The sequence below is a fragment of the Streptomyces sp. NPDC017943 genome, assembly GCF_044328425.1.
GTDB lineage: Bacteria > Actinomycetota > Actinomycetes > Streptomycetales > Streptomycetaceae > Streptomyces > Streptomyces djakartensis_A.
Genome location: NZ_JBIRHH010000013.1, coordinates 120310 through 142652, shown reverse-complemented (window position 1 = coordinate 142652; position 22343 = coordinate 120310). Strand labels below are relative to the sequence as shown.

The 22343-nt window shown below is 73.1% G+C and carries 20 protein-coding genes and 1 pseudogene; 16 read left to right on the top strand and 5 right to left on the bottom strand.

Annotation, left to right across the window (positions count from 1 at the left end):
* Positions 1-106: 106 nt before the first annotated feature.
* The 8 genes from ACH4C6_RS32145 to ACH4C6_RS32110 all read left to right on the top strand — a co-directional run bounded on the left by ACH4C6_RS32145 (position 107) and on the right by ACH4C6_RS32110 (position 7095).
* Entirely contained in the window at positions 107-751 is a 645-nt protein-coding gene (locus ACH4C6_RS32145) for an HAD family hydrolase (protein ID WP_398112178.1), read from the top strand.
* Between the two features lie 84 nt (positions 752-835).
* Positions 836-2056 (top strand): MFS transporter, encoded by a 1221-nt coding sequence (locus ACH4C6_RS32140; RefSeq protein ID WP_398112176.1) that lies wholly within the window; start codon positions 836-838, stop codon positions 2054-2056.
* Positions 2007-3179, top strand: coding sequence for an acetoin utilization protein AcuC (locus ACH4C6_RS32135; protein WP_398112175.1), 1173 nt, complete (start codon positions 2007-2009; stop codon positions 3177-3179). The genes ACH4C6_RS32140 and ACH4C6_RS32135 overlap by 50 nt, the downstream gene beginning before the upstream one ends.
* A gap of 175 nt (positions 3180-3354) precedes the next feature.
* A complete protein-coding gene (locus ACH4C6_RS32130) occupies positions 3355-4170 on the top strand; it encodes a phosphatase (RefSeq protein ID WP_398112174.1) in 816 nt (271 codons plus the stop codon).
* A gap of 129 nt (positions 4171-4299) precedes the next feature.
* A complete protein-coding gene (locus ACH4C6_RS32125) occupies positions 4300-4512 on the top strand; it encodes a helix-turn-helix domain-containing protein (protein ID WP_004984898.1) in 213 nt (70 codons plus the stop codon).
* 154 nt (positions 4513-4666) lie between these two features.
* Complete coding sequence (locus ACH4C6_RS32120) at positions 4667-4765, top strand: 30S ribosomal protein bS22 (RefSeq protein WP_003948845.1); 99 nt, start codon at positions 4667-4669, stop codon at positions 4763-4765.
* 201 nt (positions 4766-4966) lie between these two features.
* Positions 4967-6028 carry an NAD-dependent epimerase/dehydratase family protein gene (locus ACH4C6_RS32115; protein WP_398112173.1) on the top strand — a complete coding sequence of 354 codons (1062 nt, stop codon included), beginning with the start codon at positions 4967-4969 and terminating at the stop codon, positions 6026-6028.
* 14 nt (positions 6029-6042) lie between these two features.
* A complete protein-coding gene (locus tag ACH4C6_RS32110; protein WP_398112172.1) occupies positions 6043-7095 on the top strand; it encodes a lysophospholipid acyltransferase family protein in 1053 nt (350 codons plus the stop codon).
* 72 nt (positions 7096-7167) lie between these two features.
* Here the strand turns inward: ACH4C6_RS32110 and ACH4C6_RS32105 are convergent, their stop codons facing one another.
* From ACH4C6_RS32105 to ACH4C6_RS32095, 3 genes are all read right to left on the bottom strand, one after another.
* Complete coding sequence (locus ACH4C6_RS32105) at positions 7168-8421, bottom strand: DUF5667 domain-containing protein (protein ID WP_398112171.1); 1254 nt, start codon at positions 8419-8421, stop codon at positions 7168-7170.
* 236 nt (positions 8422-8657) lie between these two features.
* On the bottom strand, positions 8658-9428 hold the full coding sequence (locus tag ACH4C6_RS32100; RefSeq protein ID WP_333936061.1) for an ECF subfamily RNA polymerase sigma factor, BldN family: 771 nt from the start codon (positions 9426-9428) through the stop codon (positions 8658-8660).
* 354 nt (positions 9429-9782) lie between these two features.
* Positions 9783-10700: an HAD family hydrolase gene (locus tag ACH4C6_RS32095; protein ID WP_398112170.1), complete on the bottom strand. Its 918-nt coding sequence runs from the start codon at positions 10698-10700 to the stop codon at positions 9783-9785.
* A 161-nt stretch (positions 10701-10861) separates the two neighbouring features.
* On the opposite strand from ACH4C6_RS32095, the gene ACH4C6_RS32090 reads away from it, so the two are divergent.
* From ACH4C6_RS32090 to ACH4C6_RS32070, 5 genes are all read left to right on the top strand, one after another.
* Complete coding sequence (locus ACH4C6_RS32090; protein ID WP_398112169.1) at positions 10862-11140, top strand: glutaredoxin family protein; 279 nt, start codon at positions 10862-10864, stop codon at positions 11138-11140.
* Positions 11141-11452: 312 nt separating this feature from the next.
* On the top strand, positions 11453-12217 hold the full coding sequence (locus ACH4C6_RS32085; protein WP_369195832.1) for a redox-sensing transcriptional repressor Rex: 765 nt from the start codon (positions 11453-11455) through the stop codon (positions 12215-12217).
* Entirely contained in the window at positions 12214-13908 is a 1695-nt protein-coding gene (locus tag ACH4C6_RS32080) for a glutamyl-tRNA reductase (protein ID WP_398112168.1), read from the top strand. Before ACH4C6_RS32085 ends, ACH4C6_RS32080 begins: the two co-directional genes overlap by 4 nt.
* Positions 13905-14900, top strand: coding sequence for a hydroxymethylbilane synthase (gene hemC / locus ACH4C6_RS32075; RefSeq protein WP_398112167.1), 996 nt, complete (start codon positions 13905-13907; stop codon positions 14898-14900). The genes ACH4C6_RS32080 and hemC overlap by 4 nt, the downstream gene beginning before the upstream one ends.
* Positions 14897-16603, top strand: coding sequence for a bifunctional uroporphyrinogen-III C-methyltransferase/uroporphyrinogen-III synthase (locus ACH4C6_RS32070; protein ID WP_333936067.1), 1707 nt, complete (start codon positions 14897-14899; stop codon positions 16601-16603). Before hemC ends, ACH4C6_RS32070 begins: the two co-directional genes overlap by 4 nt.
* A 206-nt stretch (positions 16604-16809) precedes the next feature.
* On the opposite strand, the gene ACH4C6_RS32065 is transcribed toward ACH4C6_RS32070, so the two are convergent.
* Entirely contained in the window at positions 16810-18198 is a 1389-nt protein-coding gene (locus ACH4C6_RS32065; RefSeq protein WP_398112166.1) for an FAD-binding oxidoreductase, read from the bottom strand.
* Between the two features lie 205 nt (positions 18199-18403).
* Here ACH4C6_RS32065 and hemB point away from each other — a divergent pair, with 205 nt between their 5' ends.
* Positions 18404-19402 (top strand): porphobilinogen synthase, encoded by a 999-nt coding sequence (gene hemB / locus ACH4C6_RS32060; protein ID WP_398112165.1) that lies wholly within the window; start codon positions 18404-18406, stop codon positions 19400-19402.
* On the opposite strand, the gene ACH4C6_RS32055 is transcribed toward hemB, so the two are convergent.
* Positions 19396-20127, bottom strand: coding sequence for a DUF4232 domain-containing protein (locus ACH4C6_RS32055; RefSeq protein WP_398112164.1), 732 nt, complete (start codon positions 20125-20127; stop codon positions 19396-19398). The genes hemB and ACH4C6_RS32055 overlap by 7 nt on opposite strands.
* Before the next feature lie 214 nt (positions 20128-20341).
* Here ACH4C6_RS32055 and ACH4C6_RS32050 point away from each other — a divergent pair.
* Both ACH4C6_RS32050 and ACH4C6_RS32045 read left to right on the top strand, forming a co-directional pair.
* A pseudogene (locus ACH4C6_RS32050) lies at positions 20342-20509 on the top strand (helix-turn-helix domain-containing protein); the annotation flags it as partial.
* A 789-nt stretch (positions 20510-21298) separates the two neighbouring features.
* Positions 21299-22282, top strand: coding sequence for a hypothetical protein (locus tag ACH4C6_RS32045; RefSeq protein WP_398112185.1), 984 nt, complete (start codon positions 21299-21301; stop codon positions 22280-22282).
* Positions 22283-22343: the final 61 nt, after the last annotated feature.

Here is a 22343-nt window from a genome sequence, read left to right as displayed (position 1 = left end):
GGTACTGCAGGGGGGACCCTGTGGGAGAGTAGGACGCCGCCGAACAATTGTTGGGAAAACCCCCGCATCGAAAGATGCGGGGGTTTTCTGCGTTTAGGGTCTGTTCATGCGCTATGACCTCGTGATCTTCGACAATGACGGTGTGCTCGTCGACAGTGAGCCGATCTCCAACCGGCACCTGGCCGCCTACCTCACCGAGCTGGGGCACGCGACGACCTATGAGGAGTCCCTGCGCGATTACATGGGGTCCGCGATGCACCGCGTGCACGACCTGGTGGAGGAGCGGACCGGGCGGCGGTTGCCCGAGGACTTCGACGACGTCTTCCACGCTCGGGTGTTCGCGGCCTTCGAGCGGGACCTGAAGCCGGTCGAGGGCGTCGAGGACGTGCTGCAGAAGCTCACCGCCGACGCGGTGCCGTACTGCGTGGCGTCGTCCGGGAGCCATGAGCGGATCCGGGTGGGACACCGGACGACCGGGCTGGACCGGTGGTTCGACGAAGGACGGGTGTTCAGCTCGCAGGACGTGGGGCGGGGGAAGCCGGCTCCCGACCTCTTCCTGTACGCGGCGCAGCGGATGGGTGTGCCGCCCGAGCGGTGTGTCGTCGTGGAGGACAGTCCGCTGGGCGTGCAGGCGGCCGTCGCGGCGGGGATGGACGTGTACGGGTTCACCGCCATGACGCCGGCGGACCGGCTGGCCGGGTGCCGTGGTCTCTTCTCCGACATGGGGGAGCTGATCGACCTGCTGGCCTGAGCTCCCCGCGCCCGGTGAAGTTGAGGGGAATTCATCTTTGGCCGGATCTACCCACGGGTAGTCCGGGGCCCTACGCTCGCCGCCATGACTGATGTGCTGCGGCGCGGCCGGGCCTCGTTGGCGTTCAGCTTCTTCGTGCAGGGTGTCGCCTTCGCTCTGCTGGTGACGCGGATCCCCGCCATCCAGGACCGGTACGGGGTGTCCGACGCGCTGCTGCCGGCCTTCCTCGCGGCGGTGCCGGTCCTGGCCGGGATCGGCAGTGTGACGACCGAGCGGCTGGTGAAGCGGATACCGCCCAGCCGGCTGCTGCGGTGGTCCCAGCCCGTGGTGCTGCTGGCGCTGCTCGGCGTGGGTGCCGGGGAGCGGATGGCCGGACTCGCCGTCGCGCTCGCCGCGTTCGGGCTGGCCGTCGGTGTGCTGGACGCGTCGATGAACATGCTCGGGGTGAGCCTTCAGCGGTCGTACGGGCGCAGCATCATGCTGAGCTTCCACGCGGCCTACAGCCTGGGCGGGATCGTCGGGGCCTCGCTGGCGTGGGCGGGGGCGCACTGGGATCTGGCGCTGTGGGTGTCGTACCTGCCGGTCGTGGCGGTGCTGCTGCCCGCGGTGCTGGTGGGGAGCCGTTGGTACGCCGACGACGGCCGGGGCGCGGTGGCGGTCGCCGCGGAGCAGGCCGGTGAGGGGCAGGTGCTGGTCTTCCGGTTGCTGCTGCCGTTGTGCCTGGTGATGACGGTGGCGTACATCGGGGACTCGACCGTCTCCAACTGGAGTGCGAAGTACCTCCAGGACGTGCTGGGGAGTTCCGAGCAGATGGCGACCGTGCCGTACAACGTGTACATGGTCACCACGCTGCTGGGGCGGGCGATCGGGGACTTCGGGGTGCGGCGGTTCGGGGCCGTCGCGGTGGTGCGGGGCGGGGCGGTGGTGGCGGCCGGCGGGTTCGCCGTGGTGGCGGTGGCGCCCGGGGCGTGGGTCGGGATGCTGGGATTCACGCTGCTGGGGGTGGGGTTGTGCGTGCTGGTGCCGCAGACGTTCGCGGCGGCCGGGAGACTGTTCCCGGGGGCGTCGGACGCGGCCGTGGCGCGGCTGAACGTCTTCAACTACGTGGGGTTCCTGATCGGTTCGCCGCTGGTGGGGGCGCTCGGGGATGCGTGGAGCTACCGCGGGGCCATGCTGGTGCCGATGGTGTTGGTGCTGGTGACGCTCGTGTACGCCCGGTCGTTCGCGCCTCAACCGGACCGATACGGTGGCGGGCATGAGCGGCCGCGCACAGCTGATGTGGGACGAGGCAGTAACGGGCTATGACTTCGGCCCGGGCCATCCGATGGACCCGGTCCGGCTCGCCCTGACCCGGAGGCTGGTCGATGCCTTCGGGCTGGACCGGGAGGTGGACGTGGTCGCCGCCAAGGCGGCCGGGGAGTCGACGCTGCGGCTCGTCCACCGGGAGGACTACATCGACGCCGTGAAGGCGGCCTCGGCGGACCCGGGGGCCGCGGACCAGTCGTACGGGCTGGGGACCATGGACGATCCGGCGTTCGCCGGGATGCACGAGGTGTCCTCGCTGATCGCCGGGCAGTCGGTGGGGGCGGCGGAGGCCGTGTGGCGAGGCGAGGCGCTGCACGCCGTGAACTTCGCGGGTGGGCTGCACCACGCGATGCCGGGCGGTGCCTCCGGCTTCTGCATCTACAACGACGCCTCCCTCGCCATCGCCCGGCTGCTGGAGCTGGGCGCCGAGCGGGTCGCGTACGTCGACGTCGATGTGCACCACGGGGACGGGGTGCAGGCGGCGTTCTGGGAGGACCCGCGGGTGCTGACGATCTCCCTGCACGAACACCCGCGGACGCTGTTCCCGCAGACCGGGTGGCCGGAGGAGACCGGGGCGGACTCGGCCGAGGGGTCGGCGGTGAACGTGGCGCTGCCGGCCGGCACCGGCGACGCGGGCTGGCTGCGGGCGTTCCACGCGGTCGTGCCGGAGCTGATCGCCGACTTCCGGCCGCAGGTGCTGGTGACGCAGCACGGGGCCGACACGCACTTCGAGGACCCGCTGGCGCACCTGGCGGTGTCGCTGGACGCGCAGCGGGCGGTGCAGGTGGCCTGTCACGACCTGGCGCACGAGCACGCCGACGGGCGGTGGGTGGCCCTGGGCGGGGGTGGTTATGCGGTGGTGGACGTCGTCCCGCGGTCCTGGACGCACCTGGTCGCGATCGCCGCGGGCCGGGCCGTGGAGCCCGAGGCGATGATCCCCGAGGCGTGGCGGCAGGAAGTGTTCGCCAGGACGCGGCAGTTGGCGCCGGCCCGTATGACGGACGGCCGGTGGCCCGTCGGCTGGTCCGCCTGGGAGGAGGGCTACGACCCGGCCGACCGGCTCGACCAGGCGGTCCTGGCGGCCCGGCGGGCGGTGTTCCCGCTGCGGGGGCTGCTGGCCTGAGCGGTGCCGGGCGGGCCGGGCGGGCCGTGCGTGCCGTACGGCGCCGTGGCGCGGGGCCGGGGCCTGCGGGGCCGGGGAGCACCGGGACCGGGGGCGCCGGGATCGGCGTAGGCCGTCCGTGCGGTGTTCGGGCGTTCCGGGGACAGGTCGGGGCGCGGTCGCGCACGATCGGTTCGTGCTGACCCCGCAAGTCCTCCGTGCGCACCTCGTGGGCGCACGGCTGGCCGGGACCGTGGCGACCTCCCGGGAGGGTAGCCTGCGGCGCTACCGGCTCTTCGCGGCCCGGGACCCCCGGGTGCTGCTCGGCATCGACCCGGAAGGTGCCTGGCAGCAGCGGGAGTTGCTGGAGCTGATGGCGGACCGGTGCGGTGTCTCGGCCGATCACCGGCGTACGTCCGGCCAGGACGTGATCGACCCGGCCCGGACCGTGGCGGCCCTGGACGCCTTCGCGGACCGGCTCGGCGACGCCGCGCGGCGGGGCGCCCCCGTGCTGCTCGGCACCGGCCACCCGCACCGGCTGCTCGGCTTCTACGCCGCTCTGGCAGACGCCCTGTCGGCGGCGGGATGTGTTGTCCTCACACCGGCGCAGGGTCGCTGTGTCGACATAACGACCCGGTTCGGCCTACGTACGTTCACTCTGGACTACGTACGGAAAGTCGCGCTCGTGCGGACCCCCGCCCCCGAACGCCCCGGTTGTGAGCCCGGCGCACATACGCACTCACCTCTCCCGGTACGCACCGCGCTGGCCGCGGCCGCGGAGGCCGGCGGGCCCCTGCCCGAGCTGGTGATCGGCGACCACGGATGGGTCTGCGGGGCAGGTCAGCTGGGGTTCGAGGCCATCGGGCCGGCCGACTCGGACGACCCGGCGCCGTTCGTGGGGGAGGCCGAGGGGTCCGTGTCCGTCGCGGTCCCGCTCGATGACGGCGTGCGATCCGATTACTACCTGCCGCTGACCCGCTACGTACTCAATCGGGCGTGTCTGTCACAGTAGGCCGCCGATGGGTGCACCTCTTCCCCACTCGCATCACCCGCCCCTACATTGGGGAGTGAGCACGCAGCGACGAAGAGTCACCGGAAGGGGAAGCCGGTGGCCGTCGAGTGCGGAAGGTTCAGGTGTGTCATGGCTGCAGCTGGCGAGAGGCCTCTGAACGAGGTTCAGTTCCTTACCGTGGCGGAAGTCGCCTCGGTGATGCGAGTGTCGAAGATGACCGTGTACCGGTTGGTGCACAGCGGTCATCTGCCCGCGATCCGGGTGGGGCGGTCCTTCCGCGTCCCCGAGCAAGCGGTTCACGAGTACCTCCGCGAGAGTTACGTGGGGGTGGAAACCGCCTGACGGCTGGGGCGGGGAGGCCCCGCAGGGCACTTGGGGATCTCCCCGGCCCCCTCGATTACGACCTCAGCGCTCGGGCGGGTAGGCTGGCCCCTCGTAGGTCGTATGGGCCCATGGCGCCCAAACACCGAGTGATGAGAAGTGAGCGAGGGTAGTCGTGGGCTCTGTTATCAAGAAGCGGCGCAAGCGGATGGCTAAGAAGAAGCACCGCAAGCTGCTCAAGCGCACGCGCGTCCAGCGTCGCAACAAGAAGTAGGTTCGCGACGCGGACGACGCGAGAGCGTTGCTGTGGCCCCCCACCGTCCGGTGGGGGGCCACACGCGTGTCCGGCTCCTGCGTCCGGCTGCATCTGTCACTTCGCGCATCCGGCGGTCATCACAGTGCGACGCCGACCCGCTAAGTTGGCCCCACGGGGGAACGCGGCGGGACAGGACGTTTCTGAAGGAAGGCGCTGATCTTGGGCAAGGTCGTGCTCGTCACCGGAGTGGCCCGCCAGCTGGGGGGCCGGTTCGTCCGGCGGATCCAGCGTGACCCCGACGTCGACCGGGTCGTCGCCGTGGACGCGGTCCCGCCCGAGCACCACCTGGGCGGCGCGGACTTCGTCCAGGCCGACATCCGCCAGCCCGGCATCGCGCGGGTCCTCGCCGAGACGGGCGCCGACACCGTCGTCCACCTCGACGTGACGGGCACCCCGCTGGGCAGCGGCAACCGGGCCTCCCTGAAGGAGACCAACGTCATCGGCACCATGCAGCTGCTCGGTGCCTGCCAGAAGTCCCCGGCGGTCCAGCGGCTGGTCGTGAAGTCCAGCACCAACGTCTACGGCTCCGCGCCCCGCGACCCCGCCGTCTTCACCGAGACGACTCCGCCCAAGTCCCTGCCCAGCGGCGGCTTCGCCAAGGACACCTGCGAGGTCGAGGGCTACGTCCGGGGCTTCGCGCGCCGTCGGCCGGACGTGGCGGTGTGCGTGCTGCGGTTCGCCAACATCCTCGGCCCGACCGCGGACACCCCGCTCGCCTCGTACTTCGCGCTGCCCGTGCTGCCCACCGTGTTCGGCTACGACCCGCGGTTGCAGTTCGTGCACGAGGACGACGTGATCGAGGTGCTGCGCATCGCCTCGCACGAGCCGAGGCGCGGCACCCTCAACAGCGGCACCTTCAACATCGCCGGGGACGGCGTGCTGCTGCTCTCCCAGTGCTCCCGGCGCCTGGGACGCCCGACCGTGCCCCTGCTGCTCCCCGCGGTCACTTGGGCGGGCTCGCTGGTGCGTACGCTGGGGATGTCGGACTTCTCGCCCGAGCAGATCCGGCTGCTGACCCACGGCAGGGTCGTGTCCACGGGCCAGATGCGCGAGACGCTGGGTTTCCGGCCCAAGTACACGACCGCGGAGACGTTCGCGGACTTCGCCCGCAACCAGAGTCCCGGACTCCTCCCACCGGAGGCTGTCGCGGGGGCCGTCGACCGGATCGCCGCGCTGCCCCTCGCGGGCGGCGACCACCTTCCGACGCAGAGCGCCAACTGAGGAGCGCATCAACGATGGCGGACGCCAAGGTCATTCCGTTCGACGACGACCGGTCCCGGGGCGGTGCGGCGCAGCGCCCCCAGCGCCGCCGCAGCGCGGGCAGCCGCCGCCCGGGCACGGATCCGGCACCGGTCCGTGAGGTGCAGCCCCTGCCCACCGGTGCCGCCGCGCCGGAGGACATGCCCGGCCCCACCGGGGAGCAGCCGCGGCGGGAGCCGGACGGCGAGAGCGCCCTGGAGCGGCGGATCGCCGGCGGTCTGGCCTTCCTGCGGCGCCGCCTCACCGGCGACTACGAGGTCGACGACTTCGGCTACGACGAGGAACTGACCGACCAGGTCCTGATGTCGCTGCTGCGCCCGCTGTACGAGAAGTACTTCCGGGTCGAGGTGAAGGGCGTCGAGAACATCCCGTCGGAGGGCGGCGCCCTGATCGTCGCAAACCACTCCGGGACCCTGCCGATGGACGGCCTGATGATGCAGGTCGCCGTGCACGACAACCACCCCGCGGGCCGGCACCTGCGCCTCCTGGCCGCGGACCTGGTGTTCATGCTGCCGGTCGTCAACGAGCTGGCCCGCAAGCTCGGTCACACCCTGGCCTGCGCGGAGGACGCGGCGCGGCTGCTGGAGCAGGGCGAGCTGGTCGGGGTGATGCCGGAAGGCTTCAAAGGGCTCGGCAAGCCCTTCGCCGACCGCTACAAGCTGCAGCGCTTCGGCCGTGGCGGCTTCGTCTCCACGGCCCTGCGCGCGGGGACGCCGATCATCCCGTGCTCGATCGTCGGGGCGGAGGAGATCTACCCGATGATCGGCAACGCCAAGACCCTCGCCCGGCTGCTGGGCTTCCCGTACTTCCCGCTCACGCCCACGTTCCCCTGGCTCGGGCCGCTCGGGGCGGTTCCGCTGCCGACGAAGTGGACGATCCAGTTCGGTGAGCCGATCCCGACCGACGCCTATCCGCCCGAGGCGGCCGAGGACCCGATGCTGATGTTCAACCTGACCGACCAGGTCAGGGAGCAGATCCAGCACACCCTGTACAAGCTGCTGGTGCAGCGGCGGTCGGTCTTCTTCTGACCTGCGGGATCCTCGGGTACGACGATGGGGGCGCCCCTTGCCGAAGGGGCGCCCCCACTGTTCTGCCGCCGGTCAGTCGGCGTCCTCGCTGTCGATGCCCAGGCCGGGCAGCAGGCCCGGCAGGAGCGGCGGGAGCGTCACATCCGGCTCGGGGGCGGGAGTGGCGCCGTCCGCGGACGGGGAGGTGCTGGCCTCGCTGTCCTTCGGCGGGTCGAGGAGGCCGCCGGTGTTGCCGCCGAGCAGGCCGTCGTCGTCCTTGCCGGAACCGGCCGAGCGGCTGGGGCTGCCGCTGCCGGTGCTGCCCTTGTCGCTGTGCCGGCCGCCGCTGTCGCCGGGGCGCGTCGAGCGGTCGTCCGTGCCGGAGGGGCCGGCGGGCGCGGACTCGGAGGCGCCCTGCCGCTCGCGGGCTCCGCCACCGCCCCTGGCCGGGGGCTCGGGGAGCAGGGAGCGCAGCGGGGCCACGTCCTCGTCTATGGCGTCGAACACCGATGTCACCTGCTCGCCGACGTCCCCGAGCTGGACGGGGAGTCTCTCGCGCAGTTCGCCCCAGGCCTTGCGGTGGGAGCTGGAGAACGCGGACAGGGCCTGGATGGGCCCGAGGGAGTCCGGGTCGCGCTGGTAGGCCTCGCTCAGCAGCCGGTGGCCCTCGGACGCGTCGTGCCGCATGCCGGACAGGGCGCGGCGGATCTCGCCCAGGGACTCGTGGTCCAGGGGGCCGCTGCGGCCCCGCTCCAGCAGCCGGCGGGCCTCGCTGAGGCGCGTGGAGGCGTGGTCCAGGTAGACCCGGCCGCGCTCGTCCGCCCCGTCGGCGAGACCGAGCTTGACGTCCTCGATGCCGCGCTTGAGGCCGTAGAGCGAGTCACCGGGCAGGGCGTCGGAGCTGGCGGCGGAGACCCCGCCGAGGGCGCTCGCGGCCACGCCGACGCTCAGTCCGCCGGCGGTGAGGCCCTTGGCGAGGCGGGAGCGCGGCCGGAACTTCTTCAGCGAACTCGCGCGATGGGCGCCGCGGGCCCGGGTGGAGCGCTGTCCGGGGACCGCGCGGTCCGTCGCCCCGGCGCCCGCGGTGCCCTCCTGGAGCATGGCCTCGAACGCGGCCACCAGCTGGGCCCGCTGAACGACCTTGACCTCCGGGTCGAGCTCCGGCTTGGGCAGCGCGCCGAGACCGGAGGCCAGCGCCAGCAGGCGTGACCCCTCGGCCGGTTCCCCGGCCGCCGGTGCCGGTGCCGGGCCTTCGGACTGCTCGGCCGCCGTGCCCGGCTCGGACTGCTCCTCCAGGGCCTGGGCGAAGGCGTTCGCCCGCCGGTGCGCCGATACGTTCGCGATCACTGGCGGCACCTCCTCTCGTCATCACGGTCGACTCCCCAGGGGGTCCTGAGGGTTGCACACCCCGGGCACGACCACACGAACGGGTGATCGGTGTCAGCCAGGGGGTGACCACAGGGAGCCTGCATCCCGCACAACGAGCGGCGCGGCACTTGGGTTACGGATCCCGGATGATCGGATGCCGAAGTCAACGCGCTGTCACGAAAAGTGAGTTGAACGTCGCCCAGCGTGCCCGGCCGTCAGCGGGCGTCTTCCGGGAGCAGCCGGGCCAGGGTGCGCACGGCCCGGTACTGGAGCGTCTTGATGGCGCCCTCGTTCTTGCCCATGACGCGGGCCGTCTCGGCGACGGACAGGCCCTGGAGGAAGCGCAGCGTCACACACTCCTGCTGCTGGGGGTTGAGTCGCCGCACGGCGTCGAGCAGGGCGGCGTTCGACAGGGACTCCAGGACGGAGTCCTCGGGGGAGCGCTCGACCTCGTTGGCGTCGAGCATCTCGCCGGTGGTGACCTCGAGGCGGAAGCGGCTGGACTTGAAGTGGTCCGCGACCAGGTTGCGGGCGATCGTCACGAGCCAGGCGCCGAAGTCGCGGCCCTGCCAGGTGAAGGTGCCGATGCGGCGCAGCGCGCGCAGGAAGGTCTCGCTGGTGAGGTCCTCGGCGGTCGCCTTCCCGCCGACCCGGTAGTAGATGTACCGGTAGACGGTGTCGCTGTACTGGTCGTAGAGGCGGCCGAAGGCGTCGGCCTCGCCGGCCTGGGCGCGCTCCACGAGGTCCATCATCCGGGCGCTGTCGCTGTCCGCCGCCGGGCGGCGGGCGGTGGCCGCCCCGGACGGGCGGCCTCGTCTGCCGACCGCGGCGCTGCCCTCGGCCAGTGCGTAGCACGGGCCGAGCGGCGCGGCGGTGGCGAATGCGGGGACGGCGTACGCGGTGGGGACGAAGCCGCGCAACAGGTCGAGGACCGTTGCGCGCAGCGTAGCCAGGCCCGAGGCGTCAACCCCGACGTGTGGGTACACGGGACTCCCAGAGGCAGAGCTTCCATCACGTGCAGTGCGGGACCTTTCACCCGTCGTAGCGACGGAGGGGTACCGGATTGCGTCTGAGGAGAATAACGCTTCGTGCAGGCACTGCTACACCGAGTTGCTCAAATCATCGATTACGTCGCTTCCGTAACCGATTGACGCCGCATCAAGTGTCAGATCATGAACGAGTGTTGATCGCAATGCTTCGGATCACGACTGGGTCCAGGGCGTGTTGTGGCCGTGTGCAGCCAAGAGGACTGGACACGAGGTTGTGGGGGTACGCCAGTTGGATTTACGCGGATTGTCAGGCCGCAAACATCGGTGCCCCGGTTTGATCACGCTGGGTCGTCAACGGCGGCGGCGGTGCAGGGCGATCGCGGCCGCCGTGCCGCCGGCCACCGCGCCGACGCCCGCCGCGGCCGGGATGCCGACCTTGGCGGCCTTGCGGCCGGTGCGGTAGTCGCGCAGGCGCCAGTCCAGCTCGCGGGCGTGCCTGCGCAGCTTGGCGTCCGGGTTGATGGCGTAGGGGTGGCCGACCAGCGAGAGCATCGGGATGTCGTTGTGCGAGTCGCTGTAGGCGGCGCAGCGGCCGAGGTCCAGTCCCTCCGCGGCGGCCAGGGCGCGGACCGCCTCGGCCTTGGCGGGTCCGTGCAGCGGTTCGCCGACGAGCTTGCCGGTGTAGACGCCGTCGACGGACTCGGCGACCGTGCCGAGGGCGCCGGTCAGGCCGAGGCGGCGGGCGATCACCTGGGCGATCTCCACGGGGGCGGCCGTCACCAGCCACACCTTCTGGCCCGCGTCCAGGTGGGCCTGGGCGAGGGCGCGGGTGCCGGGCCAGATGCGCTCGGCCATGTACTCGTCGTAGATCTCCTCGCCGATCGACTGGAGTTCGGCGACGCGGTGGCCCTTGACGATGGACAGCGCCGACTCGCGGGCCTCCTGCATGTGCTCGGGGTCCTCGACCCCGGCCAGCCGGAACCAGGCCTGCTGCCAGGCGAACCGGGCGAGTTCGCGCGTCTCGAAGAACTTGCGCTTGTACAGGCCCCGTCCGAAGTGGAAGAGGGCGGCACCCTGCATGACGGTGTTGTCCAGGTCGAAGAAGGCGGCGGCCCGGTCGTCGCCGTGCACGGGGAACTGCGGTTCCGCGGTGGTGGCGGCGGCTTCCTGCGTGGACTTGCGCGCTGCCTCCGCCGAGGCCTCGCCTGCCAACACGCTCCGCGCCGTGGCGGAGCGCCTACGGGGGGTGAGCCATCCGAGAGCGGCCATGGCGTGAGCATAGCCATTCCGTGCGCAGGTTCCGGAGCCGAGAGGTTGGGAGCACGTGAACTCTGGGCGAGGGCGGCGTCGGTCGCGGCCGGACCGCGCCGGGCCGCCCGGCGTGTCCCCGGCGTTCCGGCCGGCTTCCTCCCGGGCGCGGGCGCGCGACAATGGCCGGCATGAGCCCACTGTTGCGTCGCAGAACCCCCGGGGACCGCCTCGTCACGCTCATCCGCAAGCCCGGCTGTCATCTGTGTGATGACGCACAGGTCGTGGTGGAGAAGGTGTGCGGCGATCTGGGCGTCCCCTGGGAGCAGAAGGACATCACCGAGGACCGCGAACTGCACGACCGGTACTGGGAGCAGATCCCGGTGGTGCTGGTGGACGGCCGGCAGCACACGTTCTGGCGCGTGAACGAGGACCGCCTGCGCAAGGCGCTGACCGGCTGAGACCGCCGTGAGGTGACTGACTGATCAGTACAAAGAGGTCCGTGAGTCGCTTAGGATCGATGGTGGCTTGGTCTCGGGGGCGGGATTCACAGAGGAGAGTGTGCGGTTTTGCCCCCAGAAGCGAAGGAACGGTGGTGGCTGTGCGCCGGTTCCCCGGGCGTGCGCCGGGGGCGCGTGAGCCCGGTCACGTTGGGCGGGCAAATCGGACACCATCTTTGTGCACGCGTTCACAAAGACATAGCCTGCTTTCGACGGGGCGGTCATGTAGGGACGTATGACCGCCTACAGCCCCGCTCTACCCGCAGGAGCACCGTGGCAACTGGCCGAACTCACCGACCGGCGACCCGCAGCCGAGGGATTCCCGAGGCCACCGTCGCCCGGCTTCCGCTGTACCTCCGCGCTCTGACCGCACTGTCGGAGCGCTCGGTGCCCACGGTCTCCTCCGAGGAGCTCGCGGCCGCCGCGGGGGTCAACTCCGCGAAGCTGCGCAAGGACTTCTCCTACCTCGGCTCCTACGGGACCCGGGGCGTCGGCTACGACGTCGAGTATCTCGTGTACCAGATCTCCCGCGAACTGGGGCTCACCCAGGACTGGCCGGTCGTGATCGTCGGTATCGGCAACCTCGGCGCCGCCCTCGCCAACTACGGCGGCTTCGCCTCCCGCGGGTTCCGCGTCGCCGCGCTGATAGACGCCGACCCGGCCATGGCGGGCAAGCCCGTCGCCGGCATCCCCGTGCAGCACTCCGACGACCTGGAGAAGATCATCCAGGACAACGGCGTGTCCATCGGTGTCATCGCCACCCCCGCCGGCGCCGCCCAGGCCGTCTGCGACCGGCTCGTGGCCGCCGGCGTCACCTCCATCCTGAACTTCGCACCGACCGTGCTGTCCGTGCCCGAGGGCGTCGACGTGCGCAAGGTCGACCTCTCCATCGAGCTGCAGATCCTCGCCTTCCACGAGCAGCGCAAGGCCGGCGAGGAGGCCGCGAACACCGACGGCGCCCTGCCGCCCGCCGCCGCCCGCAGCGACTCCGCCGACCAGGGGCCCGACGGGGACATGCCCGCCGTGATGCCGGCATGAGCCTCCTCGTCGTCGGACTCAGCCACCGCAGCGCCCCGGTCAGCGTCCTGGAACGGGCCTCGCTGCACGCGGACGCGCAGGTCAAGCTGTTGCAGGACACGGTCGCCGCCGAACCGGCCACCGAGGCCGCGGTGCTCGCCACCTGCAACCGCATCGAGCTCTACGCCGACGTGGACAAGTTCCACGCCGGTGTCGCCGAGCTGTCCACGCTGCTCGCCCAGCACAGCGGGGTCGGCCTGGAGGAGCTCACTCCCTATCTCTATGTGCACTACGAGGACCGGGCCGTCCACCACCTCTTCTCGGTGGCCTGCGGGCTGGACTCGATGGTCGTCGGCGAGGGGCAGATCCTCGGCCAGATCAAGGACTCCCTGGCCCGGGCGCAGGACGTGCACTCCGCGGGCCGCCTGCTGAACGACCTGTTCCAGCAGGCCCTGCGGGTGGGCAAGCGCGCCCACTCCGAGACCGGCATCGACCGCGCCGGCCAGTCCCTGGTCACCTTCGGCCTGGAGCAGCTGGCCGCCGGCGGCGACGTGCAGACCTGGGCCCGGGGCAAGAAGGCGCTGGTCATCGGCGCCGGGTCGATGTCCTCGCTGGCCGCGGCCACGCTGGCGCGGGCCGGGGTCACCGAGATCGTGGTCGCCAACCGCACCCTCGACCGCGCCGAGCGCCTCGCACAGATCCTCGGCGACGGCGACGACACGGACGTGCTGGCTCGCGCGGTACCGATGGAGTCGGTGCCGGCCGAGCTGACACGTGCCGACGTCGCCGTCTCCTGCACCGGCGCGACCGGCCTGGTCCTGACCGCCGAGTCGATCGCCTCCGCCGTCGAGGGCCGGACGGGCCGGCCCGCCGCCGAGATCGCGGACACGACGCAGCCCCGGCCGGCGCCCGCCGCCGCCCCGGCCGCCGGCAACGACGACAACTGCCCGCTCGACCTGGCCGCCGTGCAGCCCGGCTTCTCCGTCATGGGCGAGGCCGCGGTGGCCGGCATGGACGCCGCCACGCTGGAGCAGCACGCGGCGTGGGTCGCCGGCGGCACCGTCGACCGCCGGGACGCGGCCCGCCGCAGCCCGGAGGCCGACGCCGAGCTGATCGGCGCGCTCGCCGCGACCGCCGCCACCGTCGGCCGGATCCCCGAGCGGCGCCGGCCCGAACCGGTCGAGCAGACCCCGCGGCCCGAGCCCGTGCTGTTCCTGCTGGACCTCGCCATGCCACGGGACATCGACGCCGCCGTGCACCGGCTGGCCGGGGTGCGCCTGGTGGACATCGAGTCGCTCGCGGAGGCCTCCGCGGACGCCCCGATGGCTGCCGATGTGGACCAGGTCAGGCGTATCGTCTCCGACGAGGTCGCGGCCTTCGGGGCGGCGCTGCGGGCCGCGCACATCACGCCGACCGTGGTCGCCCTGCGCACCATGGCCGCGGACGTCGTGGCCAGCGAGATCGCCCGGCTGGACGGGCGGCTGCCCGGCCTCGACGACAAGCACCGGGCGGAGATCACCCAGACCGTGCGGCGCGTGGTGGACAAGCTGCTGCACGCGCCGACCGTGCGGGTCAAGCAGCTCGCGGCCGAACCCGGCGGCGCCGGGTACGCGGACGCGCTGCGCACCCTGTTCGACCTCGACCCCGAGACGGTGGCCGCCGTCTCCCGGGCCGGGGAAAGCACCACCCAGAGAGACCGAGGCCCGGCATGAATCACAAGGCGCTGAGGCTCGGCACTCGGCGGAGCAGGCTCGCCATGGCCCAGTCCGGGCAGGTGGCCGAGGCCGTGAGCCGGGTGACCGGGCGGCCCGTGGAGCTCGTCGAGATCACCACGTACGGCGACATCTCCCGGGAGGCGCTCGCGCAGATCGGCGGCACCGGCGTGTTCGTCAACGCGCTGCGCGACGCGCTGCTCGCGGGCGAGGTCGACTTCGCGGTGCACTCGCTGAAGGACCTGCCGACCACGCAGCCCGACGACCTCGTCGTGGCCGCCGTGCCCGAGCGCGAGGACCCGCGGGACGTGATCGTCGCCCGGGACGCGCGCAAGCTCACCGACCTGCCCGCCGGGGCACGCATCGGCACGGGTTCGCCGCGCCGCATGGCGCAGCTCAACGCGTACGCGCGCAGCCACGGGCTGGACATAGCGACGGTGGCGATCCGCGGCAACGTCGACACCCGCATCGGGTTCGTGCGCAGCGGCGAGCTCGACGCCGTCGTCCTGGCCGCCGCCGGACTGAACCGGATCGGCCGCGGTGACGAGGTGACCGACTTCCTGTCGGTCGACACGGTTTTGCCCGCCCCCGGCCAGGGGGCCCTGGCGATCGAGTGCGCCGCGGCCGACGCGGACCTCGTCGCCGCGCTCGCCGAGCTCGACGACCCCTTCACCCGGGTCGCCGTGACGGCCGAGCGGTCACTGCTCGCCGCCCTGGAGGCCGGATGCAGCGCGCCCGTGGGCGCGTTGGCCGACCTGCCCCCGCTCTCCGCTCCGCTGGAGCGCGGGGACTCCCAGGCCGACCGGCAGATTTTCAAGGAAATGCGCCTGCGCGGCGTCGTCGGCACCACCGACGGCACGCGCATGGTGCAGTTGTCCACCACCGGTCCCGTGCCCGACACGCACGAGGGTGCCATGGCGCTCGGACGCGCACTCGCGTCCGAGATGCTCGCCCAGGGCGCGGCCGGTCTGATGGGGGAGCGAGCACATTGAGCCCCACCACCCTTTCCGCCGGTCCTGAACACGGGCACGTCACCTTCCTGGGTGCCGGACCCGGAGATCCGGGACTGCTGACTCTGCGCGCCGTGGAGGCGCTGGCGCACGCGGACGTCCTCGTCGCCGAGCACGAGGTGCTCGACGTCGTACGTCAGCACGCCAGGCAGGGGGTCTCCGAGGTGCACACGGACGCCGATCCCTCACAGGATCCGGCGCCGGGCACAGGAGCGCCCCAGCTGACGGTGGTTGACGGCACGTCAACCGCTGTCGCCGCCCCCGCGGTGCGGGATGCCGCACATCTTGTCATGGAGGCCGCGCGCGGCGGCAGGCGGGTCGTGCGTGCGGTGTCCGGCGATCCCGGCCTGGACACCTATGCCGCCGAGGAGATGCTGGCGTGCGCCGCCGCCGGCGTGCCGTTCGAGGTGGTGCCCGGCATCGCGAGCGCCGTCGGTGTGCCCGCCTACGCCGGTGTGCCGCTGCGGGACGCGCAGGGCGCCGACGTGCGGTTCGTCGACGCGCGCACGGCCTCGGACCGGTGCTGGACGGAGGTCGGGGCGTCGGACGGCACGGTCGTCGTCTCCACGACGCTGGACTCCGTCGCCGCCGCGGCCGGGGAGCTGGTCTCCGCCGGGCGCAAGCCGGACACCCCGATGACGGTCACCGTCGCCGGTACCACCACCCGGCAGCGCACCTGGACCGCCACGCTCGGCACGATCGCCCAGACGCTGAAGCAGCTCAAGGTGCTGCCCTCGCCCGAGGGCGGCCGGCCGGTGATAGCCGTGGTCGGGGAGCGTTCCTCCGCCGCCCAGCGCGACCAGCTCGCGTGGTTCGAGTCCAAGCCGCTCTTCGGCTGGAAGGTGCTCGTGCCGCGTACCAAGGAGCAGGCGGCGTCGCTCTCCGACCAGCTGCGGTCGTACGGGGCCGTGCCGCACGAGGTGCCGACGATCGCCGTCGAACCGCCGCGCACGCCCCAGCAGATGGAGCGCGCGGTCAAGGGCCTGGTGACGGGCCGCTACGAGTGGATCGCCTTCACCTCGGTGAACGCGGTCAAGGCCGTGCGGGAGAAGTTCGAGGAGTACGGGCTCGACGCGCGTGCCTTCGCGGGCATCAAGGTCGCGGCCGTGGGCGAGCAGACCGCCAAGGCGCTGATCGCCTTCGGCGTGAAGCCCGACCTGGTGCCGAGCGGGGAGCAGTCGGCCGCCGGCCTGCTGGAGGACTGGCCGCCCTACGACCCCGTCTTCGATCCGATCGACCGGGTGTTCCTGCCGCGGGCGGACATCGCCACGGAGACGCTGGTCGCCGGGCTGATCGAGCTGGGCTGGGAGGTCGACGACGTCACGGCCTACCGGACCGTGCGGGCCTCGCCGCCGCCGGCGGAGACCCGCGAGGCGATCAAGGGCGGCGGTTTCGACGCCGTGCTGTTCACCTCGTCGTCGACCGTGCGGAACCTGGTCGGCATCGCGGGCAAGCCGCACAACGTCACCGTGATCGCCTGCATCGGCCCGGCCACGGCCAAGACCGCCGAGGAGCACGGCCTGCGGGTGGACGTGATGGCTCCCGAGCCGTCCGTGCACAAGCTGGCCGAGGCGCTGGCCGACTTCGGCGCGAAGCGCCGCGCGGCGGCTCTGGAGGCCGGGGATCCGGTCACCCGGCCGAGCGAGCGGCGGCCGGGGGCGCGGCGGAGGCGGTCCACGACCTGACGCCGGGCGGTCCGCGACCCGAGGCCGGGCGGTCCGCGACCCGAGGCCGGACGCGGACGCGGTGCCGGGTCGACGGACCGGAGGCCGGGCGGGTTCCCGAGTGGCCGGGTGGGCATTCAGCCCCGCCCGGCCTCTCGTGCGTCCGGGCCGGCGGCTCGGTGCGTGCGCGGCGGTCCGGGGCCCGGCCGGTCGTGGGGTGGCCGCGGCTACGCGGGCGTCACCGCGTGGCCGTAGCGGAGCAGGTTGTCGGGGTCGTAGACGGCCTTGTCGTGGCGCAGGCGGGCGTAGACCTCCGGGGTCCAGGCGCGGGCGACGTCCTCCGCGTCGCCGGGGGTGCCGTGGATGTTGACCATGGTGCGGCCGGTGCCGTAGGGGGCCATGGCGGTGTGCAGGCGGCGTGTGGCCTGTTCGACGGCCTCGGCCACGGGCGGGGCGGGCATGATCCCGACCGCCTCCAGGAAGTACCGGGCGTCGCGGGCGCACACGGCGTCCTCGACGGGGGCCGGGCGGGACAGGGCGCCGCCCATGTGCCGCAGCGAGGCCACCAGCAGGGGGTACTCGGCGCCGGCCGCGGGGCCCACCTGCTCCAGGAACGTGTCGAGCGCCTCCGGGGTGAGGTCCCGCAGCAGCAGGCACGACTCGCGGGCCGGGAGTGGGTCCTGCGGCTCCATGTGGATGCGGTCCATGTCCGCGCAGGCCGTCTCGCCGACCATGTCCACCACCACCGGCGCGGCCTGCCGCAGCGGGGCGATCAGCGCCTCGCCCTCGGTCGCGTCGCCCGGCCAGGCGATCGCGACCCGGGCCCAGAAGCCGCCGCGCAGCTCCGGCGGGAGCTGGGGGATCGGCGGCAGCCGCAGCACCGAGAACATGCTGCACATCTCGTCCGGGACGGTGTGGGTCCACTCCGACCAGGCGCGCAGCAGGGCCTCGGTGTGCTCCGCCCGGCAGTACAGGCCGCCGCCGTAGACGCGGGACAGCGGCAGCAGCGCGGTCACCAGCGAGGTGACGACGCCGACGTTGCCCTTGCCGCCGCGCAGGGCCCAGAACAGCTCCGGCTCCTGCCGGGCGTCGGCCTCGCGCAGCCGGCCGTCCGGGGTGACGACCTCGAAGGAGCGGACCAGGTCGGCGCCGTAGCCGTAGGCGCGGCCGAGGACCGGCAGGCCCCCGCCGAGGGTGTAGCCGACGACCCCCGCGTCCGTGGAGGTGCCGCACAGGCCCGCCAGTCCGTGCGGGGCGGCGGCCGCCATCACGTGGCTCCACTTCGCCCCGGCGTCGATCCGGGCGGTACGGGTGGCGGGGTCCACCCGCACGCCCGTCATCCGGGACGTGGTGATCAACAGGCCGCGCTCGATGGGGAAGTTGGCGCCGTGTCCGGTGGCCTGGACGGCCACCGGGGTGCCGGTGGCGTGCGCCCAGCGCATGGCCGCGACGACGTCGTCCGCCCCGGTGGCCCCGACGACCACGTCGGGGGTGTGCAGCGCGGACACGTTGAAGCCGGTGACCTCGTCGGCGTAGGCCGGGTCGCCGGGGCGCAGCACCGGGCCGGCGACGTCCGAGAGGGCGAAGAGATCGGGGGTGGGGTGAGTGGCGGTCATCGCGTCCTCCGCGGGGGGCGGGTACGGAGGGACGGCGGCGGTGGGTTCGGCCGCCGTCGGGGGCCTTGCCCTGTGGTTCCAGGATGGACCCGGGGGTGTGGCGGCGCATGCGGGGGCCGGGGGCTGCGGGGGTGCTCGGGGTTGCCGCTCGGGGCCGACAAGGCGTCGGCATCGGGGCGTTCGGGGCGGGCGTAGCGTAGAGGACATGACGACGTACGGATCATTCCCCGGTACGCGGCCGCGGCGTTTGCGGATCAACCCCGTGATGCGTCGGATGGTCGCCGAGACCCGGCTGCACCCCGCCGATCTCATCCTCCCGGCCTTCGTGCGCGAGGGCGTCACGGAGCCCGTGCCGATCGGGGCCATGCCGGGCGTCGTGCAGCACACCCGGGACAGCCTGAAGAAGGCCGCCGCCGAGGCCGCCGCAGCGGGGGTCTCCGGGATCATGCTGTTCGGCGTGCCGGAGGAGTCGAAGAAGGACCCGCTCGGCACGCCCGGCACCGACCCGGACGGCATCCTCCAGGTCGCCCTGCGGGACGTGCGGGCCGAGGTCGGGGACGACCTGCTCGTCATGTCCGACCTCTGCCTCGACGAGACCACCGACCACGGCCACTGCGGCGTCCTGGACGAGCAGGGCCGGGTCGACAACGACGCGACCCTGGAGCGCTACGCCGAGATGGCGCAGGTGCAGGCCGACGCCGGCGCCCACGTCGTCGCGCCCAGCGGGATGATGGACGGGCAGGTCGGCGTCGTCCGCGACGCCCTGGACCAGATCGGCCGGGACGACGTCGCGATCCTCGCCTACACCGCCAAGTACGCCTCCGCGTTCTACGGGCCGTTCCGCGAGGCCGTGGGCTCGTCGCTGCGGGGGGACCGCAAGACCTACCAGCAGGACCCGGCCAACCTGCGGGAGTCGCTGCGCGAGCTCGCCCTCGACCTGGAGGAGGGCGCCGACATGGTGATGGTCAAGCCGGCCGGCCCCTACCTGGACGTCCTCGCCCGGGTCGCCGACGCCGTGGACGTGCCCGTCGCCGCGTACCAGATCTCCGGGGAGTACTCGATGATCGAGGCCGCCGCCGAGAAGGGCTGGATCGACCGCGACCGGGCGATCATGGAGACCCTCACCGGCATCCGCCGGGCCGGGGCGCGCACCATCCTCACCTACTGGGCCACCGAGGTGGCCCAGAAGCTGAAGGATCAGTAGGACAGCGCGTCGTCCATGTCGCGCAGCCAGTAGGTGACCGTCAGGGTGCTGTCGTAGTACACGCCCCGGGCCGGCAGAGCCGGGATCGCCGTGGGGCCGCCGTCGCTGTTCGGCGTGCGGCCCTGGAAGCCGACCGTCAGCTTGCGGCCGGTCGTGCCGGCTTCGCCGCTGCCGTCGGCCGCCGACAGCGAGACGCCCGCGTAGCCCTTCTCGCCCGGCGCCAGGGTCGTCGCGGCCTGCGGCTTGGAGTCCGCGACCGGGCGCGGGGCCCACTGCATCGCGTCGAAGCGCAGCACCGGGTGGTAGGTGAGGTCGCAGGGCTTCGAGCCGGTGTTCGCGACCGTGATGAGCAGGTGGTTGAGGGGGCGCGGGACCGGCCGGGCGGTGACGGTGGTGTTGCCGCCGTGGCAGAAGACGCGGGCGGGGGTGCCCGTGCCGCCGGCGGTCTTCCCGGTGGACTTCCCGGTGGTCGTTCCGGTGGCGCTCCCCGTGGTCGTTCCGGTGGTCGATCCGGTGGCCTTTCCGCCGGAGGCCTCGCTCTCGCTGCGGTTGCTCCCGGCGGAGGTTCCGCCGGTGTTCGAGGTGCCCGCGGTAGAGGTGGCCGAAGCCGTCGCCGCCGGGCCGGGGCGGGCCGCGCCCTCGTCCTGGGTGCCCGTTCCGTTGTCGCACGCCGTGAGGGCGAGGGCGGCCAGGAGGGCGGCGGGCAGAGCGTGGTGGGTGCGCATGAGTGGGGTCCCTTTCGGACAAAGGCGGTGCGGAGGAAGGCCCGAGCGGCTCGCTCGACCGGCGGGCCGGGAGCGGCGTGCTTGGATGACCAGAGCTTGTGCCGTACTCCGTCCCGCCCGCCACACCCGGCGGACGATCAGGGACGCTGGAACGCGCACGGGAACCTGACCAGGGGAAACGACCGTCCCCTGGAACGGGGGCACGGGACACGGGGTGGGAGGAACGGTGTCGCAGGACACGGGAGCGGCCGCATTCGCCGAGCTGCTGGGGGAGTTGAAGGACCGCTCGGGACTGAGCTACGGGGTGCTAGCCAAGCGTCTGCACATGAGTACGTCGACGCTGCACCGCTACTGCAATGGCGACGCCGTGCCCGCGGACTACGCGCCCGTGGAGCGGCTCGCGCGGCTGTGCAAGGCGTCACCGGAGGAACTCGTCGCACTGCACCGGCGGTGGGTGCTCGCGGACGCGGGCCGGGGGCGGAAGACCGGCACCGCAGCCGCCCGGGCGCGGACCCCCGGGCCCGTCCCGTCGGCCGGGGCCGCCAGGCCTGCCGGGCCCGCCGGGTCGGCTGAGAGCGCTGGGAGCGCGAAGTCCGCCGGGTCGGCCGCCCCGGACGCGCCCGCCGTGCCTGTCGAGGGCGCCGGGTCGGCCGGGCTTGTCGGGCCTGCCGGGTCGGCTGAGAGCGCCGCGACCGCGAAATCCGCCGGGCCGGACGCGCAGGCCGGGCCCGCCGGGTCGGCTGAGAGAGCCGCGACCGCGGAATTCGCCGGGCCGGGTGCGCAGGCCGGGTCAGCCGCGCCCGCCGAGGACGCCGGAGCTGCCGGGCCTGGCAGGTCTGCCGGGACTGCCGGGCATGCCGGGCATTCCGCGCCCGCCGAAGCCGCCGGTTCCGCCAGGCCTGCCGGGCCCGCCGGGTCGGCTGAGAGCAGCACGACCGCGAAGTCGGCCGGACCGGCCGCGCCTGCCGCGAACGCCGGACCTGCCCAGGACGCCGGACCTGCCCAGGACGCGGGACCTGCCCGGGGCGCCGGACCTGCCGAGAACGCCGGACCTGCCCAGGACGCGGGACCTGCCCGGGGCGCCGAACCTGTCGAGGGCGCCGGACCAGCCCAGGGCGCCGGACCCGGGCTGGGGGACGGTGGACCTGCGCTGGGGGGCGGTGGCGCGGGGGTGCCGTCCTCGCGGTACGTGCCGGGCAGGCGGACGCGGTGGCGGCCTCGTCGTGTCGTTCTCGCCGGTGTCGCCGCGGCCGTCGCACTGAGCGGTGTCGGGCTGGCCGTGGCCATGCCGGACGGCGGGCCGGACCGGGACGGCCACCGCGAACCGGCGGCCACGGCACGCGACATCGGTGGTTCCGGCCCGCGCCCGGAGGGCGGTGGCGCCGCGACGGCGTCCCCGTCCGGCAGCCCTTCCCCGGGCGGCACGAGGCGCGACAAGAGCGACCGGCACGAGGAATCCGCCCCGGTGCAGCCCCCGGCGTCCTCCCCGGCCCGGACCGGCAAGCCCGGCCGCGCCGGGGCCGGACCCGCCTCCGGTCCGGCTCCGCTCACCGTGAGCACCCAGCCGCACGCCTGGGAAAGCCCCTGCTCCCAGCGGTACCTGGTCGACCTGCCCCCCGAGCGGGTGGTGCCGCCGCCGCTGGAACAGGACGCGCCCGGCTGGGTGGCCGCGATGGGCGCGGTGCCCTCGGGGGAGCAGTTCCTGAAGATCACCGTGCAGGGGACCGGCAAGGAGACCGTCGTCGTCGAGGACCTGACGGTCCGTATGGCGGGCAGGCGCGCGCCCCTCGCCTGGAACGACTACGCGATGGGCTACCCGGGCGTCGGCTGCGGCGGCGGCATGCCCAAGCGGTTCTTCACGGTCGCCCTGGACGCCGCACGGCCCGCCCTCGTGCCCGAGGCCGGTCACGCCGACTTCCCGTTCAAGGTGAGCCAGTCGGACCCGGAGGCGTACTACATCCAGGCCGACGCCTCCGCCTACGACGTGCGCTGGTACCTGGAGCTCACCTGGTCCAGCGGCGGCCGCAGCGGCACCCTCAGGGTGGACGACAAGGGCCGGCCGTTCCGCACGAGCGGTCACCACGGGCGCCCCGCCTACGAGTTCCCGCTCGGTGGCGAGAAATGGGTGAAGGCCGGGACGACCGATGCGTCGTGACGCCGTACGGGCACGCCCCGTCCGGCCGATCCGTTAGGTTGCTGAGCACCGAAACGGTCGC